Source organism: Azospira oryzae, from assembly GCF_004217225.1.
In the GTDB taxonomy this organism is placed as follows: Bacteria; Pseudomonadota; Gammaproteobacteria; order Burkholderiales; family Rhodocyclaceae; genus Azospira; species Azospira oryzae.
In genome coordinates this window covers 407,081-422,792 of sequence record NZ_SHKM01000003.1, presented here as the reverse complement: position 1 = coordinate 422,792, position 15,712 = coordinate 407,081, and the positions used below count along the sequence as shown (strand labels likewise).

18 protein-coding genes are annotated in these 15,712 nt (G+C 68.6%); 4 read left to right on the top strand and 14 right to left on the bottom strand.

Features of this window, described 5'->3' with window-relative positions; translation table 11 throughout:
- Positions 1–95: 95 nt before the first annotated feature.
- On the top strand, positions 96–536 hold the full coding sequence (locus tag EV678_RS15730; protein WP_130460172.1) for a hypothetical protein: 441 nt from the start codon (positions 96–98) through the stop codon (positions 534–536).
- Here EV678_RS15730 and EV678_RS15725 read toward each other — a convergent pair.
- Entirely contained in the window at positions 428–745 is a 318-nt protein-coding gene (locus EV678_RS15725; protein ID WP_165397545.1) for a hypothetical protein, read from the bottom strand. The two genes, EV678_RS15730 and EV678_RS15725, sit on opposite strands and share 109 nt — an antisense overlap.
- Positions 746–823: 78 nt before the next feature.
- Between EV678_RS15725 and EV678_RS16520 the strand changes: the two genes are divergently transcribed.
- The gene (locus EV678_RS16520; protein WP_268907600.1) at positions 824–955 is read left to right on the top strand and encodes a hypothetical protein; all 132 of its coding nucleotides are present in this window, start codon (positions 824–826) and stop codon (positions 953–955) included.
- A 41-nt stretch (positions 956–996) separates the two neighbouring features.
- Here the strand turns inward: EV678_RS16520 and EV678_RS15720 are convergent, their stop codons facing one another.
- The 9 genes from EV678_RS15720 to EV678_RS15680 form a co-directional block, all read right to left on the bottom strand.
- Positions 997–1,812 (bottom strand): M23 family metallopeptidase, encoded by an 816-nt coding sequence (locus tag EV678_RS15720; RefSeq protein ID WP_130460170.1) that lies wholly within the window; start codon positions 1,810–1,812, stop codon positions 997–999.
- A 183-nt stretch (positions 1,813–1,995) separates the two neighbouring features.
- Positions 1,996–2,817, bottom strand: a complete 822-nt coding sequence (pyrF, locus tag EV678_RS15715) for an orotidine-5'-phosphate decarboxylase (protein ID WP_130460169.1) — start codon at positions 2,815–2,817, stop codon at positions 1,996–1,998.
- Between the two features lie 112 nt (positions 2,818–2,929).
- Complete coding sequence (locus EV678_RS15710) at positions 2,930–4,204, bottom strand: M48 family metallopeptidase (protein ID WP_130460168.1); 1,275 nt, start codon at positions 4,202–4,204, stop codon at positions 2,930–2,932.
- A 184-nt stretch (positions 4,205–4,388) separates the two neighbouring features.
- Positions 4,389–5,165 carry a biofilm regulation diguanylate cyclase SiaD gene (gene siaD, locus EV678_RS15705; protein ID WP_014236457.1) on the bottom strand — a complete coding sequence of 259 codons (777 nt, stop codon included), beginning with the start codon at positions 5,163–5,165 and terminating at the stop codon, positions 4,389–4,391.
- Position 5,166: 1 nt separating this feature from the next.
- Positions 5,167–5,544: a biofilm regulation phosphoprotein SiaC gene (siaC, locus tag EV678_RS15700; protein WP_014236458.1), complete on the bottom strand. Its 378-nt coding sequence runs from the start codon at positions 5,542–5,544 to the stop codon at positions 5,167–5,169.
- 12 nt (positions 5,545–5,556) lie between these two features.
- Complete coding sequence (gene siaB / locus EV678_RS15695; protein WP_014236459.1) at positions 5,557–6,105, bottom strand: biofilm regulation protein kinase SiaB; 549 nt, start codon at positions 6,103–6,105, stop codon at positions 5,557–5,559.
- 23 nt (positions 6,106–6,128) lie between these two features.
- The gene (gene siaA / locus EV678_RS15690) at positions 6,129–8,150 is read right to left on the bottom strand and encodes a biofilm regulation protein phosphatase SiaA (RefSeq protein WP_130460167.1); all 2,022 of its coding nucleotides are present in this window, start codon (positions 8,148–8,150) and stop codon (positions 6,129–6,131) included.
- Between the two features lie 15 nt (positions 8,151–8,165).
- Positions 8,166–8,381: a hypothetical protein gene (locus tag EV678_RS15685; protein WP_014236461.1), complete on the bottom strand. Its 216-nt coding sequence runs from the start codon at positions 8,379–8,381 to the stop codon at positions 8,166–8,168.
- Positions 8,382–8,417: 36 nt separating this feature from the next.
- A complete protein-coding gene (locus EV678_RS15680) occupies positions 8,418–10,199 on the bottom strand; it encodes a glutamine--tRNA ligase/YqeY domain fusion protein (RefSeq protein WP_130460166.1) in 1,782 nt (593 codons plus the stop codon).
- Between the two features lie 120 nt (positions 10,200–10,319).
- Between EV678_RS15680 and crcB the strand changes: the two genes are divergently transcribed.
- Positions 10,320–10,709 carry a fluoride efflux transporter CrcB gene (gene crcB, locus EV678_RS15675; protein ID WP_014236463.1) on the top strand — a complete coding sequence of 130 codons (390 nt, stop codon included), beginning with the start codon at positions 10,320–10,322 and terminating at the stop codon, positions 10,707–10,709.
- Between the two features lie 8 nt (positions 10,710–10,717).
- On the opposite strand, the gene EV678_RS15670 is transcribed toward crcB, so the two are convergent.
- From EV678_RS15670 to EV678_RS15660, 3 genes are all read right to left on the bottom strand, one after another.
- On the bottom strand, positions 10,718–11,536 hold the full coding sequence (locus EV678_RS15670; RefSeq protein ID WP_130460165.1) for a hypothetical protein: 819 nt from the start codon (positions 11,534–11,536) through the stop codon (positions 10,718–10,720).
- A gap of 68 nt (positions 11,537–11,604) precedes the next feature.
- A complete protein-coding gene (locus tag EV678_RS15665) occupies positions 11,605–11,895 on the bottom strand; it encodes a hypothetical protein (RefSeq protein WP_130460164.1) in 291 nt (96 codons plus the stop codon).
- A gap of 141 nt (positions 11,896–12,036) precedes the next feature.
- A complete protein-coding gene (locus tag EV678_RS15660; RefSeq protein WP_165397544.1) occupies positions 12,037–12,939 on the bottom strand; it encodes a DMT family transporter in 903 nt (300 codons plus the stop codon).
- 103 nt (positions 12,940–13,042) lie between these two features.
- Between EV678_RS15660 and EV678_RS15655 the strand changes: the two genes are divergently transcribed.
- Positions 13,043–13,942 (top strand): LysR substrate-binding domain-containing protein, encoded by a 900-nt coding sequence (locus EV678_RS15655; RefSeq protein ID WP_165397543.1) that lies wholly within the window; start codon positions 13,043–13,045, stop codon positions 13,940–13,942.
- 9 nt (positions 13,943–13,951) lie between these two features.
- On the opposite strand, the gene EV678_RS15650 is transcribed toward EV678_RS15655, so the two are convergent.
- A complete protein-coding gene (locus tag EV678_RS15650; RefSeq protein WP_130460161.1) occupies positions 13,952–15,631 on the bottom strand; it encodes a methyl-accepting chemotaxis protein in 1,680 nt (559 codons plus the stop codon).
- Positions 15,632–15,712: the final 81 nt, after the last annotated feature.

Below are 15,712 nucleotides of genomic sequence, written 5' to 3'. Positions count from 1 at the left end.
CTGTAGCGGTTCTCCCGGGCGGCGCCTGTGCCTGCCGCGCCGATGGGGCTTCTCTCTAGCATGGAGGCCGTCCCATCAACTCGCGGAGAACGGTCATGGAATCGAGACAGGTACAGCAGCGGAAGGAACAACAGGGGCCGCGAACGCAGGAGCAGGCCCAGTCCATCGACCTGGCCGCCGGCATGGTGATGCAACTGGCGGTGCAGCCTGGCTGCCGCCTGTGGGTGGCGGCCGGGCGGGTGACGGTGCAGGGGCCGCCCCGCTGGCTGGGGGCCCGGGTGTGGTGGCCGCAGCGGCGCCTGGGGGCGGAAGAATGGTGCGACTGGTCGGAACACGGCGTCCTCGAACTGCGGGGCGAGGATGGCGGCGCCACGCTGCTGTGGTGGCAGCCCGAGACCTACTCCCTATCCCGGTGCTGGCGGCGCGCCTACGGGGCGATCTGCGCCTGGCTGTCGCAGGCGCTGCCGGCGGCGATCCAGCGCCGGGTCAGGCGCCGCGCCATGCCTTCGGCCCAGGCCGGCAGCCCCGGCCAGTAATGGCAGGGGCGGCGCAGCAGGCCGCAGCGGTAGCAGGCTTCCTCCGCCAGCCATTCCAGGGCCGGGCAGGGGCCCTGCCGCCGGCGGAAGCGCAGCCTGGCCAGGGGGCAGGTCTCGGCCGCGCAGCAGACGCCGCAACCGTTGCAGGGCTGGCCGGCATCGGGCTTGGGCGGTGCCTTGAGGTGCAGGTGGATGGTCTGGGTGTCCATGGTCGGGGCGGCTTGCTGGAGGAACTGCCTGCAGCGGGCGGCGTCCAACGGCTTCCTCAACGTGGGAAGGAGTGGTCCATGCAAAAGTGGTGCGCGAGTGTGTTGGCCGTGCTGCTGGCGGCTGTCAGTGTATCGGCCCTGGCCTGTCCTGGCGACAAGGCCAAGGATGAGGGCAAGCTGATGAGCACGCCGGCCAAGCCCAAGGGCTGAGGTCCGGCCCAGCCAGGAGAAGGCGCCCGCGGGCGCCTTTTTTATCGGCCCTTGGCGGGGGCCAGGAACAGTTCCGGATCCACCGCCGTGCCGTTGAGGAACACGGCCCAGTGCAGGTGGGGGCCGGTGACCCGGCCGGTGGCGCCGACGGCGCCCAGCTGTTCGCCCTGGGCCACCCGCTGGCCTTCCTTCACGTCCACGCGGGAGAGGTGCATGTGGGCGCTGATCAGGCCCTGGCCATGGTCCACGAACACGGTGTTGCCGTTGAAGAAGAAGTTGTCCGTGTTGACCACGGTGCCGGGGGCGGCGGCCCGCACCGGGGCGCCGCTGCCCGCGGCCACGTCGAGGCCGGCATGGGGCCGGCGCGGCTCGCCGTTGAAAAAGCGGCGCAGGCCGAAGCGGGAGGAGAGGCGCCCGTCGGCGGGCAGGCGGAAGGCGGTGACCGGCGCCGTGGCGGCGAAGTGGCGCTTGAGGCGGTCCTGGATTTCCTGCTCCCGGGCGATGCGCAGCTCGTCTTCCGGCGTCGGATTGACGTGGCGCGGGTTGCGCACGGTCAGGCGCTGCACCGGATAGTCCTTGGCCCGCACCTCCACCTCGGCCGTGGCTGCGTCGCTGCCTTCCAGACGCAGGCTGAGGCGTCCCGGCGGTGTCTCCAGGGGAATGCCGAGCAGGGCCAGCCAGCGGCCCTCTTCCCGCACCACGGCCAGGGGCGTGTCACCGAAGAAGGCCCTGGGCGCCTTGCCGGCAGGCGCCTGCAGTGGCACCACCGCCACCCCGCCGGGAACCGGCAGATGGCGCGGCGCCGCCAGGGCGGGCCAGGCGGCGAGGGCCAGGAGGGGCAGCAGGAGGCGTTTCATGGGCGATCCGGAAGGAGAGGAAAAAGGCCGGGAGTGGTGCGGTGGCGAGGGGACGGCGGAGGGTTGCAGGGCGGTGGCTGGAAATGCACTAAGGACGGCGTTCTCCGGCAGTGGAGTCAGGGAAAGACCGTGTTTCCTGCCTGACGGCCATGCCATTGCCGGCATGGCCGCCCCGCCCGCTTCTCAACGATAGCGGTTGATGGCGTCCCGGGTTTCCAGGGCCACCCGGCGGGCGGCAGCGGCGAAGTCCTCGCCCTTGCCGGCGTAGAGAATGGCGCGGGAGGAATTGATCATCAGGCCGGTGCCATCGGCGGTGCGACCGGCCTTGACCGTGGCTTCGATGTCGCCACCCTGGGCGCCGATGCCTGGCACCAGCAGGGGCAGGTCGCCGGTCAGTTCCCGTACCCGGGCGATTTCGGCGGGGAAGGTGGCGCCCACCACCAGGGCGCACTGGCCGGTGGTGTTCCATTCCGTGGCCACCAGGCGGGCGACGCGCTCGAACAGCTTTTCGCCGCCGCTGTTGCCAATTTCGAGGAACTGCAGGTCGCTGCCGCCGGGGTTGGACGTGCGGCAAAGCAGGATCACGCCCTTGTCCGGGTAGGCCAGGTAGGGCTCGACGGAGTCGCGGCCCATGTAGGGATTGATGGTGACGGCGTCGGCGCCGAAGCGCTCGAAGGCTTCCACCGCGTACTGCTCGGCGGTGCTGCCGATGTCGCCCCGCTTGGAATCCAGGACCACCGGGATGCCCGGGTGCCGCTCATGGATGTGGGCGATCAGGGCTTCCAGCTGGTCTTCGGCGCGGCGGGCGGCGAAGTAGGCGATCTGGGGCTTGAAGCTGCACACCAGGTCGGCGGTGGCGTCCACGATGCTCTTGCAGAACTCGAAGATGGCGTCGTCGCGGCCCTGCAGGTGGGCGGGGAACTTGGCCGGGTCCGGGTCCAGGCCGACGCAGAGGAGGGAGTTGTTTTTCTGCCAGGCGGCAGCGAGGGATTGGCGGAAGTTCATGGTCATCGGCTCGATCGGTGCGGGCGGCCGCCCAGGGCGGTGAAGGCCGCCATTGTACCGCCGGCGGCACCTCGCCCAAAGGAAAAGGCCGCGGCGGCCGGCGCCGAAGGGCCTACAGCCGGGCCAGTTGCCGCAGCCAGGCGATGGGGGTGGAACCATCCTCGCTGCTGCTGTTGCAGCGGCTGTCCCAGGGGATGTGCTGGCGCGGCAGGGTGGTGGTGCAGCGCCAGACGATGCGGGCGGCCGTGTCCAGGTAGGGGTAATAGACGATGTTGCTGCCTTCCGTCAGACCCAGGGTGATGCGGCCGTTTTCCTCGTCCATGTGCACCCGGGCGATGCCCAGGGGCAGGCGGCCGAAGCCCAGCTCGGCAGGGGTGGCGGTCAGGGTGTGCTCCGCCTCGTAGCGGATCTTGGCAGCCTGGGCCAGGTTGTGGGCATAGGAGAAGAGGGGGTGGTACACCGTGCTGTGGCGGTAGTCCTCGTAGGCCGGCAGGGCCACCAGCATGAGGCTCAGCCCGAGCACGCCGAGGGTGGCCAGGTTGGCGAGGAAGCCGCCGCCCCCCACTGCCGGCAGCACCGCCGCCACGGGCCAGGCCAGCAGGTGGCGGCGCGGCACCGCCATGGGCGGGGACGGCAGGCGGGCCATGCGTTTGCACAGCCAGGGAGCGGTGGCGGTCAGTTCCTGCAGGGACATCCAGAAGCCGCCGCTATGGGCGGCCTGGTCCACGAAGGCGTGGGCATCCAGGTTCTGCCAGCGGCGGGGGCCCGCCGCCAGCAGGGCCAGGGCCCGGATGGACGAGTGCAGGCTGCGGCAGCACAGGGTGCCGCAGCGGTCCGCCGTGTATTCCTTGGCCCGCCGGTAGGCGCTGCCGAGCAGGGGCAGGGGCAGGGCGGGCAGGATCCACCAGCCGTAGCCGGCATGGGGCCGGGCCAGGTGGCTCAGTTCCCGCCCCAGGTAGAAGTCCACCGCGTCCACATCGCTGTCCAGGGCGTCCACCAGTTCGGCCCGCAACATCACCAGGCGGTGCCGCAGCAGGCGCCAGGCGAGGCTGTGCAGCCGGCTCCAGCCGTGGATCAGGTAGGTCCGGGGCACCCGGGCCAGGCCCAGCTTGCGGCAGCAGCGCTCGAGGCGCACGTGCAGGTCCGGGTACTGGCGGGTGGTGATGCGGACGCCGTTGCCCTCCAGGTGGGAGGTCAGGGCCTGGCGCAGGCAGTGGAGCAATAGTGCGGCAGGCGGCAGGGCGGCCCATATCCAGCCGTCGCTCCAGTAGGTGGCGAAGAACCAGGCGACGGAGGCGGGCAGGGCCAGGGCGGCAAAGAGGTATTCCTCCCGCCGGAAGAGCCTGGCCGGCGGCTGGAGCGGGCGCTGGGAGCGGATGACGGACATGGCGGCTCGACGGGGCGAATCGGAATGCCTGCATGATAGTCGGCCGGGAGCCGTCTGTAAGCCGGAGAACCGCGCCAGTTAAGGCTTTCGGGATATGCGGAAGGTCTGCTTTCATGGCTTTTGGCATAGCACCAAAAGCCGGTGGCGCCGGAATGGGGCCGGCCGATATGCTGCCGGCGCTGGCTCAGGCCAGGACGGCCCGGTTGCGTCCGGCTGCCTTGGCGGCGTAGAGGGCGTCGTCGGCCCGTTTCAGGGTGGCGTCCAGGTTCTCGCCGGGGCGGAACTGGGTCAGGCCCATGCTGACGGTGATGGGGGGCAGGTCCGGCCGGCGGCTGGCGTCGGCCTCGATGGCATTGCGGATGCGCTCGCCCAGCACCAGGGCGGCCTCGCCGCCGCAGCCGGGAAAGAGCATGAGGAATTCCTCGCCGCCCCAGCGGGCGCAGACGTCGTATTCCCGCAGGTTGCCGGCCAGGGCCTCGGCCACCTGGGCCAGGGCGGTGTCGCCGGCGGCGTGGCCGCAGCTGTCGTTGATGGCCTTGAAACGGTCGATGTCGGCCAGGGCGATACAGAAGTCGCTGCCGTTGCGCTCGGCCTGGGCGATTTCCTGGGTCAGCCGGGCCTGCATGAAGCGGCGGTTGGGCAGGCCGGTGAGTTCGTCCTGGGTGGAGATGGTGTGCAGACGGTCGTTCAGGTCCCGCAGCATGGACTGGTACTGATCGCTGATGCGCACGATCTTTTCGATCTGGCGCACCTTGCGCTGGTAGTTCTCGGCGTAGGACTGGCCCCGGTCCCGCTCGGCCCGCTGGAAGCGGTCGGAGATGTGGGTCAGCCGGTCCAGCAGCCGTTCCTGAGTGCGGTAGCGGTCGTACAGCTCCTGCAGCAGCGCCAGCACGGCCGGATCGGCGGCGTTGTCGCGCAGCAGGGCTTCGATGCGGGCTTCCAGGTCCGGGATCTCGGACATGTCAGACCTTGGCCGCGATGTCGAAGGGGAAGGTGCAGTCTTCCTTGAACTCGGCGGCCAGTTCGCCCACCCGTTCGTTGGCGCCGTCGTAGGACCAGCGCACGCTGACCTGGCGGCCCTTGCGGTGGGCTTCTTCGAGCAGGTCCAGGATGTCCATGAGGGCGCGGATGCTGCTGGTGTTGAGGTACAGCAGTTCCAATTCCAGGCGCAGGGGGCGCTCGGGCTGGGCCAGGTAGGCCTCGACCCAGTCGATCAGGGGCTGGAACAGTTCGAAGGAGTTTTCCGGATAGGAGTCGCCCTGCATGGCGATCAGGCCGGCTTCCCAATCGGCCCGGATGGCCGGGCTGGCGTTGGTCTGGGGGATGTCGAGATTGTCCATGTTGTTTTTTTCCTAGAGCACGACCCGCAGGCTGAAGAAGGCGCGCCCGCCGTCCAGGGGGCGCAGGCTGCATTGCAGGGGGGCCGAGGCCTTGCGGGCCATGTCGATCAGGCCCAGGCCGGCGCTGCCGTCCAGGGCTTCCCGGGGCTGGCGCAGCTGGGTCTTGAAGGCGGCCTTGAGACCATCCTTGTCGAGCCGGGCCAGGGGTTCGACCCGCTGCAACAGGGCTTCGCCGTCGGCCGCCTCGAGCACGTTGCCGGCGCTCACCACGTAGCGGCCGTCCTCGTCCCGGGAGACGAAGACGCTGGCCGTCTCCATGGCCAGGGCGGGGCGCGACTGGGTGTAGCGGCGGATGTTCTGGGTCATCTCGATATACACCGAGAAGACGTCGGAAACGGCGGAGGGGGATTCCTGCAGGCCTTCCATGTGCTTGCGCAGGGCCGTGCCGATTTCCTCGATGAGGGTGGCGGTGATGGGGCCGTTGAAGCAGAGCATGATGCGCTCGCGGTTGAAGGTTTCCCGCAGGGCGAAAATGTCGAGGGAAGGTGCCGTCTGGGTCATGGAATCTCCTTGGGTGGCCTATCTTACCGCTGATCGTCGAAACGGAAAGCCAGGAGGGTGATGTCGTCCCGCTGGGCCAGGGGGCCCTGGTAGGCCTGGATTTCCTCCAGCAGGGCGCTCTTCTGCTCGGCCAGGGGCAGGTGGGCATGGGTCCGGATCCAGGCTGCCAGGCGGCGGGCGCCGAAGCCGTAGCCCTGGTCGCCGCCGGCCTGGTCCAGCAGGCCGTCACTGACCAGGTAGAAGGTGCGGCCAGCCGCCAGGGGCACCTGGGCGTTGTCGTAGCTGCCGCTGCGGCGGTCATTGACGCCGCGGCGGTGGCCCGGGATTTCCTCGCAGTTGTCGCCGTCGCTCCAGAACAGGCCCAGGCGGGCGCCGGCGAAGGTCACCAGGCGCCGCTCCAGGTCCACGTGGCACAGGCCCATGTCCATGCTGGTGGCGATCTGGCGGCTGCGGTCGTCCCCGGGCAGCATGCCCCGGGCCACCTGGTCGGTACGCTGCAGCAGGGCCGCCGGGTCCTGCCAGGGTGTGTCGCCCAGGGCCACTTCCAGGGCGGCGTGGGCGATCATGGTCATGCAGGCGCCGGGAACGCCGTGGCCGGCGCAGTCCACCACGCCGAACAGGCACTGCCCGGTGGCGCTGCGGTACAGGTAGAAGTCGCCGCCCACCACGTCCCGGGGGCGCCACAGGACGAAGTACTGGCCCTGCAGATCGGCCTTGAGGGCCCTGTCCGGCAGGATGGCGTGCTGGATCAGGCTGGCGTAGCGGATGCTGTCGGTGACCTTGCGATGAGCTTCGGCCAGTTCCCGGGTGCGTTCGTCCACCAGCCGCTCCAGGTTCTCCGAGTGGGCCCGCACCTGCTGGGCCATGGTGTCGAAGGCCCGGGTCAGTGCGCCGATCTCGTCGCCCCGGTTCGAGCGCAGGCGTTCCCCGTAATGGCCGGCGCCGATGCGCTGCACGGCGGCGGTGAGGGCGGCCAGGGGGGCCAGCACCAGGCGGTTGAGGCCGGCGGTATACAAGCCCACCAGGAGGGCCAGCAGCAGGAGCGAACCCAGGGCCAGGGCGGTGATCAGGGGCGCGTCGAAAACCCGGCTGGTGTTGAGGTCCACCGCCGTCAGCACGGTCCAGCGCAGGGAGGGAATGTAGGTGGCGGCAGCCAGGCTGGGGGCGCCTTCCAGCTTCAGGCGCAGAGTCGGCGTGCCTTCCCCTTCGTCGGAGGCGGCCGCCACCAGGGTGCGGCGCAGGGCCTCCTTGTCCGCCGGTCGCTCCAGCAGGCGGTAGATGGTCTTTTCGATGTTCTGGTTGCCGGCGGTGGCGTAGGCGATCTGGCGCGGGTCCGGGTGGGCGATGATGGCGCCGTTCTGGTCCAGCACCATGGTGACCACGCCGGTTTCCCGGTTGGCCAGGACGTTGCTGAGGAAGCGGCTGAGGTTGAGGCCGGTGCCGGCGATGCCGATGGGGCGCTCCCCTTCGTCCCGTACCACGATGTTGATCCAGACGTTGGTGACCTGCAGCTTCTTGTCGTAATCCACATTGAGGCTGTAGCCCTGGCTGCTCTTCAGGGTGGCGAAGAACCAGGCGTCGTCCGGGTTGGCCGGGTCGGCCGTGTAACGCATGGCGGCCCGGGGAGCGGCCTGCGGATCGGCGAAGTAGAAATGGCGGCTGCTGGCCAGGGCGGCGAAATAGGCCTGGTCGGCGAAGGCGCGGCGGAAACCTTCGCCTTCGCGGAAGAAACGCTCGGTCTTGGCTGCGTCCTGCTCGCCGGTCATCCATTCCCGGAGCACGGTGGATTCGGCGAAGCGCTGGGCCAGGGCCATTTCCCTCCCGACGGCGGAGAGAATGCGCTGCTTGGTCAGCTGGGCGTGGTTGCGGGCCAGGGCGGTGCCCAGGTTTTCGCGGATGTCTTCCGCCACCCGGATGCCGATGAGCAGGGCCGCCAGCAGGATGACGGCGGTGGCCGCCAGCAGCAGGCCCACGGTCTTGCTGCGCAGGCTCCAGCCGGCGCGGCCCGCCTGGGGCGGCGGCACGGGTGCGGGAAGTGGGGGCATGGCGCCTTTCCTGGCTTACTGTTGCTCGTCCGGGGACGCATCCGCGGCGGGTGGTGTCACTTCCCGCCGCTGCTCGGCCTTCTGGCGCAGGCGCTCGTTCTTGTCGTCGTTGGCGAACCGGTAGCGGCCGGCGAGGACGCAGCCCTTCATGCCCGGATCGCAGGGCAGGTCATTCACCTTGCCGCAGCGATCGTTGGATTCGTGGGGGCAACCCCAGCCGCCGCCTGCCATGGTCCGCTCCTTGTTCCTGGTTTTGCGCCCGGAGCCTCAGCCCGCCTTGCCCCAGGAGTCCTTGAGGGTGACGGCCCGGTTGAAGACCGGGGCGCCGGGTTGGGAATCCACCCGGTCGGCGACGAAATAGCCGTGGCGCTCGAACTGGAAGCGCTGTTCCGGCAGGGCATCCTTCAGGGCCGGTTCCAGTTGTACCGTGATGGCCACCTTGGATGCAGGATTGAGGTCATCGAGGAAATCCCGGTCGCCGGCACCCGGGGCGGCGGCCTGGAACAGGCGGTCGTAGAGGCGCACTTCGGCGGTGTAGGCGTGGGCCACGGAGACCCAGTGCAGGTTGCCCTTGACCTTGTAGTTGTCGGCGCCGGGGGTGCCGGACTTGGAGTCTTCCATGTACTCGCACAGCACGGCGGTGACATTGCCGGCGGCATCCTTCTCGCAGCCGGTGCACTTGACCACGAAGCCGTAGCGCAGGCGGGCCATATTGCCCGGGTAGAGCCGGTGGTAGCCCTTGGAGGGCTCTTCCATGAAGTCCTCCCGCTCGATCCACAGCTCCCGGGAGAAGGGCACCATGCGCTTGCCCAGTTCGGGCTTGAGCGGGTGGTTGGGGGCGAAGCATTCCTCGCTCTGGCCTTCCGGGTAGTTGGTGATGACGAGCTTGAGCGGGTCGAGCACGGCGATGCGGCGCTCGTCCAGCTCGTTCATGGTTTCCCGCATGCAGTCTTCGAGCAGGCTGTAGTCGATGAGGGAGTCGTGCTTGGAGACGCCGACCCGCTCCATCAGCAGGCGGAAGCCTTCGGCGGTGTAGCCGCGGCGGCGGGCGCCCACCAGGGTGGGCATGCGCGGGTCGTCCCAGCCGTCCACGTGCTTCTCTTCCACCAGCTGGATCAGCTTGCGCTTGGAGAGCACGACGTAGGTCAGGTTGAGACGGGAGAACTCGTACTGGTGGGGCAGGGGGCGCTGCAGCAGGCCGCCCTCGGCCAGGCGCTCCAGGAGCCAGTCGTAGAAGGGGCGCTGGTCCTCGAATTCCAGGGTGCAGATGGAGTGGGTGATGTTCTCCAGGGCATCCTCGATGGGGTGGGCGAAGGTGTACATGGGGTACACGCAGTACTTGTCGCCCGTGTTGTGGTGCGTCGCATGGCGGATGCGGTAGATGGCCGGGTCCCGCAGGTTGATGTTGGGGGCGGCCATGTCGATCTTGGCCCGCAGGATGTGGGCGCCGTCCGCAAATTCGCCGGCCTGCATGCGCTTGAACAGGTCCTGGTTCTCGGCCACGCTGCGGTTGCGGAAGGGGCTGTCCTTGCCTGCCTCGGTCAGGGTGCCCCGGTTGGCCCGCATTTCCTCGGTGCTCTGGCTGTCCACGTAGGCGTTGCCGGTGGCGATCAGGTACTCGGCGGCCTGGATCATCCAGGGGAAATAGTTGGAGGCGTAGTAGAGGTTGTTCTCCTGGGCATCCTCCCAGTTGAAGCCCAGCCACTTCACCGCGTCCACGATGGAATCCACGTATTCCTGGTCTTCCTTCTCCGGATTGGTATCGTCGAAGCGCAGGTGGCAGCGGCCGCCGTAGTCCCGGGCCAGACCGAAATTGAGGCAGATGGACTTGGCGTGGCCGAAATGCAGGTAGCCGTTGGGCTCCGGCGGGAAGCGGGTGCGGATCTTGGCCGGGTCCAGGGCGCCGGCGGCGTGGTCGCTGGCCAGGCCGGGCTGGCCGGCCCAGCGGCGCTGGGCGTGCTTGCCGGCGGCCAGGTCGGCCTCGACGATGTTGCGGATGAAATTGGCGGCGGGGGCGATCGGCGCGGCGTTCTTGTTGGGGTTGCTCACAGCGGGGTCCTTGAAGGTCTTTGTCCGCCATTTTAACCGGGGCCAGGGGCAAAACCGAAAAGACCCGGGTTAAAAGCCGCTAAAATTCACCCTTTATCCCTTGGGGTGCGAGGTCCGGCCGTGAACTGGAATGCCTTTCTTGCCATCGGCGTCGGTGCCGCCCTCGGCGCCTGGGCCCGCTGGGGCCTGGGACTGCTGCTCAATCCCCTGTTCCTGGCCATTCCCCTGGGCACCCTGGCGGCCAACCTGCTCGGCGGCTACCTCATCGGCGTGGCCCTGGGCGTGTTCCACAGCTACGCCCACCTGTCCCCGCTGCTCAAGCTGTTCCTCATCACCGGTTTCCTCGGCGGCCTCACCACCTTCTCCAGCTTCTCCGGCGAAGTCATGGAGCGCCTGCTGGCCCAGCAATACGCCTGGGCCTTCGGTGCCATCGCCCTGCACCTGCTCGGCTCCCTGGCCATGACCTTCCTCGGCCTGTGGAGCGTCGGCGTGCACCGGGTCTGGCCCTGAGGAGCCGCTTAGCGCACCTTGTCGGTCGGGCCGGTGGCGGCGTTCAGGGACATTCTTGCCTGTTGCCAGGCTTCGCCCAGGGTGTGGGCTCCTGGGGAAAAGTGATGCAGGGTAGCGCCGCAACCGGTCACCAGCAGGCCGGTCAGGAGGAAGGGCAAGAAGGTCTGGTGCAGGGCGGTTTGTAGCCAGTGACGCCTTTCCAGCCGGTGCAGGCGCCGGTACAGGGTGGCTGCCAGAGTGCCATCCAGCAGTAGTTCAGCAAACAGGCTCGGCGCCGAATACACAATGAAGGCGGACGACAGTAACAAGGCCGCAGCCAGCACCAGGACAATCAGGGGAATGGCCAGCTCCTCCCCCTCCGCTGCAGCGCCCAAGGCTTGGCCGATGGCTTCGCTGCCGTCCGGTAGGGTTTCGGCGGCTACTGCCGGTTCGCTCGGGACTCCGGCTACTGGCGGGGCATCGAAATGACTGCTGGCGCCACCGCCCCCGAAATTTCCCCCCAGATCTTCAGCCGTGGGCGAACAGCTGTCGGCCGATGGTCCCGACGGCACCAGGTTGCCCAGGTCCATCAGGTCCGGAATGTCGGCGTAGTCCTCCGCCCGGGTGCGCAGCCACAGCCAGAGCAGACCGAGGAACACCCCGTAGGCGAGGAGAAAGGCCGCTCCGTAGCGCCAACCCATGTGGGTCAGGCCGGCGTGGAGCAATGCAAAGGATGCCAGCAGCCCAGAACCGGCGGTGAGCAGTACCAGCAGCATCATCTGCAGGCGGGGAAAGCTGTCCCGCTCCAGGTGTCCGCGCAGGCGTTGGAGATGGTGTTGGCGAGACAAGGGAGGAAGTCGGCTCATGGGAGCGGCGTTATCGCAGGAACGGGCCCCTGGTCGCAGAAGGGGCAGGGCTAGTCGGCGAGGACCAGCACCAAGCGGAAGGCTCCCAGGCGGCTGACCAGCAACCAGCGGACATAAAGGTAGAAAAAGAACAGGCCCGTCAGCAGGCCCAGCAGGCCGCCTATCATTGGAATGGCGGAGCGAGCGATGCCGCTAATGCCAAGGACGAAGCCGACGATACCACCGAGGAGTGCGCCGCACAGGGCGGAGCCCAGGGCGGTGGCGATGCAGCGCCAGAAAAAGCCCCAGACAATCCCGGCTTGGCAGAGGGGGGTGAGTTCCTTGAAATCGATGGGGGTCATAGGTCCAGTGTTCCATGAGAGCGAAGGGATGAGGGTGCCGGAGAGGCTTTTTTATCCCTTGTGGGTATGTTGGTGGAATTTAATGCCCGGCTCCCGATATGGCAAGTCGGGGGCGGAGGGCCGGGTCCTTCCGAGCCGATGTCAGCGCTTCCACGCCACCAGGGCAATGCCCAGTGCAATGGGCAGCACCCCCAGCAGGTCGTCGGCGTACATGGTTTCTCCCAGCAGGGTGACGGCGAACAGGGTGCCGAAGAAGGGATTGAGGAAGTGGAAGCTGCTGGCCGAACTGGCCTGGCCGTGGCGCAGCAGCCACAGCATGAGCAGGGTGCTGGCCAGGGAGACGGCGACGCTGTAGGCCAGACTGCCCCACAGGGCCGGGTGGGCCTCCAGGCGGAAACCTTCCAGGCCCCAGGCCAGGGGCAGCAGCACCAGGCCGCTGGCCATGAACTGCAGGGTGACGGCCGCGATCAGGTCCTGCCCCGCCGCCACCTTCTTGCTCAGCACCGTGCCCAGGGCCAGGGCCAGCGTGCCGGCGCCGATGGCCGCCAGATGCAGGGGCTCCAGCTGTTCCACCGTCAGCCGGTGGCGGGTGATCCACAGCACGCCGCCCATGCCCAGGAGGATGCCGGCCAGCCGCAGGGGCGTCAGCCGTTCTCTTTCCAGGGCGGCGGCCAGCAGCAGGGTGAGCAGGGGGCAGGCGCTGACCAGGACGGCGGTGAGGGCGGTGGGCACACCCTGCAGGCCCCAGTAGGCCAGGCCCAGATAGGCCGCATTGCACAGCAGTCCGGCCAGCAGGGCGCGGCCGGCCATGGTCGGCAGGCGCAGGCTGCGGCCGCTGCTCCGGGCCAGGAAGGCGAAGAGGAGGCCGGCGGCCAGGAAGCGGATCGCCAGCAGGGTCAGGGGGGCGGCGTGGTCGAGGCCGATGCGGCCGGCGACGAAGGCCGAACTCCAGATGACGCTGAAGGCGATGCCGGCGATCAGGATCCGGGTACGGGAGGGGGCGGCGGCAATGCTGGCGGGCAGCGGCGGGGCGATGGCGTTCATGGCGGGCTCCTGGGGCGTGGTGAAGACGACGGGCCCAACCCTACCGGGGTGTGGGATATTTGATAAATTAATAAATATCGAATTAATATTTCCAGGAGAAATGATGGCCCGGCATCTCGACATGGACCTGCTGCGCGCCCTGGTGGCCACGGCGGAGGCGGCGAGCTTTTCCCTGGCGGCGACCCGCCTGGGCCGTACCCAATCGGCCATCAGCCTGCAGATCAAGCGGCTCGAGGAGCAGGTGGGCAAGCCCCTGCTGGTGCGCTCCCAGGGGCGGCTGGAGGGGGTGACGGAGGAGGGGTTGCTGCTGCTCGACTACGCCCGCCGCATCCTGCGCCTCAACGACGAGGCCATCGGCTGCTTTTCCGAGGCGGACCTGGCGGGCAGCCTGCGGGTGGGGCTGGCGGAGGAAGTGATGGAGCGGGACCTGGGCAGCGTGGTGGCGGAATTCCACAGCGCCTATCCCCGGGTCAAGCTGGCCCTGGAGTGTGATCTCTCGGCCCGCCTGGCGGCCCGGGTCGAGGCCGGCGAACTGGACATGGCCCTCATCAAGCGCATCGGCGAGCGGCCGACGGCGGCGGGCCGTACCCTGTGGCGGGAGCCCATGGTCTGGGCTGGCGGTGCCCACAGCAGCGCCGTGGCGGAGCGGCCTTTGCCCCTGGCCCTGTTTCACGAAGGCTGCATTTTCCGCGTCGTCGCCCAGGCGGCCCTGACCCAGGCCGGCATCCCCTGGCGTCTGGCCTTTGCCGGTCACAGCCACACCGGCATCCGCCACGTGTTGCGGGCCGGCCTGGCGGTCTCTCCCCTGCCCCTGAGCCTGCTCGGCGACAGCCTGCAACGTCACACCGAGGGGCTGCCGCCCCTGCCGGAGGTGGAGTGGGTGGCGCTGACCGGCGCCAGCGGTGAATGGCCCGCGGTGCAGCGCCTCATCGCCATGTTCGAGGCGCGCCTGTGGCAGCCCCTGCCCTGGCCGGGCGGCGGGCTGCCCCGGGTGGCGGCCTGAAATGGCGGGCTAGATGCGGAAGCGGGCCGTGGCCTGATTGAGGGCCTGGGCCGTCGCTTCCAGGGCGCTGGCCGCGGCGGCGGTGTGCTGCATGCTCTCGCTGGTTTCTTCCACCTGGTGGGCGATGCGCTCCACCTGCTGGGCCAGGGCGGTGCTGGCCTCGCTCTGTTCCCGGGTGGAGTCGGCCACTTCCCGCACCAGGGAGCGGGCGGATTCGGAACCGGCGGCGATGCGGTGCAGCAGCTCCGAGGTTTCGGCGGCGGCTTCCTTGGCCTTTTCCGCTTCCGGCAGGGCTGCGTCCATGACCTGGGCAGCGGTCAGGGTTTCGTCCTGGATGCGGCTGACGATGGAGGAGATTTCCACCGTGGCCTTTTCCGTCCGTTCCGCCAGCACCCGCACCTCGTCGGCCACCACGGCGAAGCCCCGGCCCTGTTCGCCGGCCCGGGCCGCCTCGATGGCGGCATTGAGAGCCAGCAGGTTGGTCTGGCCGGCGATCTCCTTGATCACCTGGGCCACCCGGGCCACTTCCTGGGCGTTGTCGGTGAGGGCCCGCACCTGCTCCGCCGCCTTGCCCATGGTGTCCGCCATGGTGGCAATGTTGGCGGCGGTGGTGTCCACGCTCTTCTCGCCGACGCCGGCCAGTTCAGCCGCGTTGCTGGCGTGCTGTTCCGTGTCCCGGGCGTTGTCGGATACGTGGGTGATGGAAACCGTCAGTTCCTCCATGGCGGCGGCCATGTTCTGGGTCGCTTCCGTCTCGGTTGCCGCCGAGTCCGCCACCCGGGTGGCGGTGCTGTTGATCTCCTGGGCGGAACTGGCCACCTGGCCGGCGCCCTGGGCGATTTCGCCGATCATCTGGCGCAGCACCTGCACCAGGCGGTTCAGTTCGCCCAGCATGCTGTCGTCCCGGGCATTGCCGAGGGAAACGGTGAGATCGCCGCCGGCCACGGCCCGGATGGCGGTGACCGCCTCGGCCGGCTCGCCGCCGATCTGGCCCAGGGTGGCCCGGGCCAGGGCCCAGGAGAGGGCGCCCACGGCCAGCACCACCAGCACGATGATCAGGGCCACCAGGCGCAGCTGCTGGTAGAAGAGGGTGTCCAGGTCGTCGATGTAGAGGCCGGTCCCCACCACCCAGTCCCAGGCGGGGAAATGCTGCAGGTACTGCAGCTTGGGCACCTGCACGTCGCTGCCCGGCTTGGCGGTCATGGTTTCGGTGTAGCCGCTCTTGTCCAGGGCCACCTTGATCAGGTTGCGCACCGTGTAGGCGCCGGACTTGTCCTGCCGGTCCCAGTGGCTCTTGCCTTCATATTCGGGACGGACCGGGTGCATCACCCCCATGCCCTTGCTGTCGTAGATGTAGAAGTATTCCTTGCCCTGGTAGCGCATGCTGCGGATCACCGCCTTGGCCAGGGTCTGGGCCTCTTCCCGGCCCATGGCTCCCTTGGCTTCCTGGGCCTGGATATCCACGATGGCGGTCATGGCAATGTCGATGGCTGTTTCCAGGGTGGCCTTGCGGTCGGCCAGCAACTGCTGTTTGAGGTGCAGGGCCTGGAAGGTGCCGAGAACGATGAGGCCGATCAGCGTGACAAGCAGGGAGACGGTCAGCCGCCCCTTGAGACTCATGGTCTTGAACATGTTTTCCCCCGTGGTGATTCCGCCGACCATGGCCGGCAGGTTTTTATTGGCATGCAACTTTGTTGCTGCCGACAAGATTCCACTTTTGTCCGGGCAAAGCAAGTGTGTAATTCCGCGAGACTCTGCCAAGGGAAACAG

Coding starts and splice junctions, on each gene's coding strand:
- EV678_RS15730 (WP_130460172.1), top strand. CDS start 96: ATGGAATCGAGACAGGTACAGCAGCGGAAGGAACAACAGGGGCCGCGA.
- EV678_RS15725 (WP_165397545.1), bottom strand. CDS start 745: ATGGACACCCAGACCATCCACCTGCACCTCAAGGCACCGCCCAAGCCC.
- EV678_RS16520 (WP_268907600.1), top strand. CDS start 824: ATGCAAAAGTGGTGCGCGAGTGTGTTGGCCGTGCTGCTGGCGGCTGTC.
- EV678_RS15720 (WP_130460170.1), bottom strand. CDS start 1,812: ATGAAACGCCTCCTGCTGCCCCTCCTGGCCCTCGCCGCCTGGCCCGCC.
- pyrF (WP_130460169.1), bottom strand. CDS start 2,817: ATGAACTTCCGCCAATCCCTCGCTGCCGCCTGGCAGAAAAACAACTCC.
- EV678_RS15710 (WP_130460168.1), bottom strand. CDS start 4,204: ATGTCCGTCATCCGCTCCCAGCGCCCGCTCCAGCCGCCGGCCAGGCTC.
- siaD (WP_014236457.1), bottom strand. CDS start 5,165: ATGTCCGAGATCCCGGACCTGGAAGCCCGCATCGAAGCCCTGCTGCGC.
- siaC (WP_014236458.1), bottom strand. CDS start 5,544: ATGGACAATCTCGACATCCCCCAGACCAACGCCAGCCCGGCCATCCGG.
- siaB (WP_014236459.1), bottom strand. CDS start 6,105: ATGACCCAGACGGCACCTTCCCTCGACATTTTCGCCCTGCGGGAAACC.
- siaA (WP_130460167.1), bottom strand. CDS start 8,150: ATGCCCCCACTTCCCGCACCCGTGCCGCCGCCCCAGGCGGGCCGCGCC.
- EV678_RS15685 (WP_014236461.1), bottom strand. CDS start 8,381: ATGGCAGGCGGCGGCTGGGGTTGCCCCCACGAATCCAACGATCGCTGC.
- EV678_RS15665 (WP_130460164.1), bottom strand. CDS start 11,895: ATGACCCCCATCGATTTCAAGGAACTCACCCCCCTCTGCCAAGCCGGG.
- EV678_RS15660 (WP_165397544.1), bottom strand. CDS start 12,939: ATGAACGCCATCGCCCCGCCGCTGCCCGCCAGCATTGCCGCCGCCCCC.
- EV678_RS15655 (WP_165397543.1), top strand. CDS start 13,043: ATGGCCCGGCATCTCGACATGGACCTGCTGCGCGCCCTGGTGGCCACG.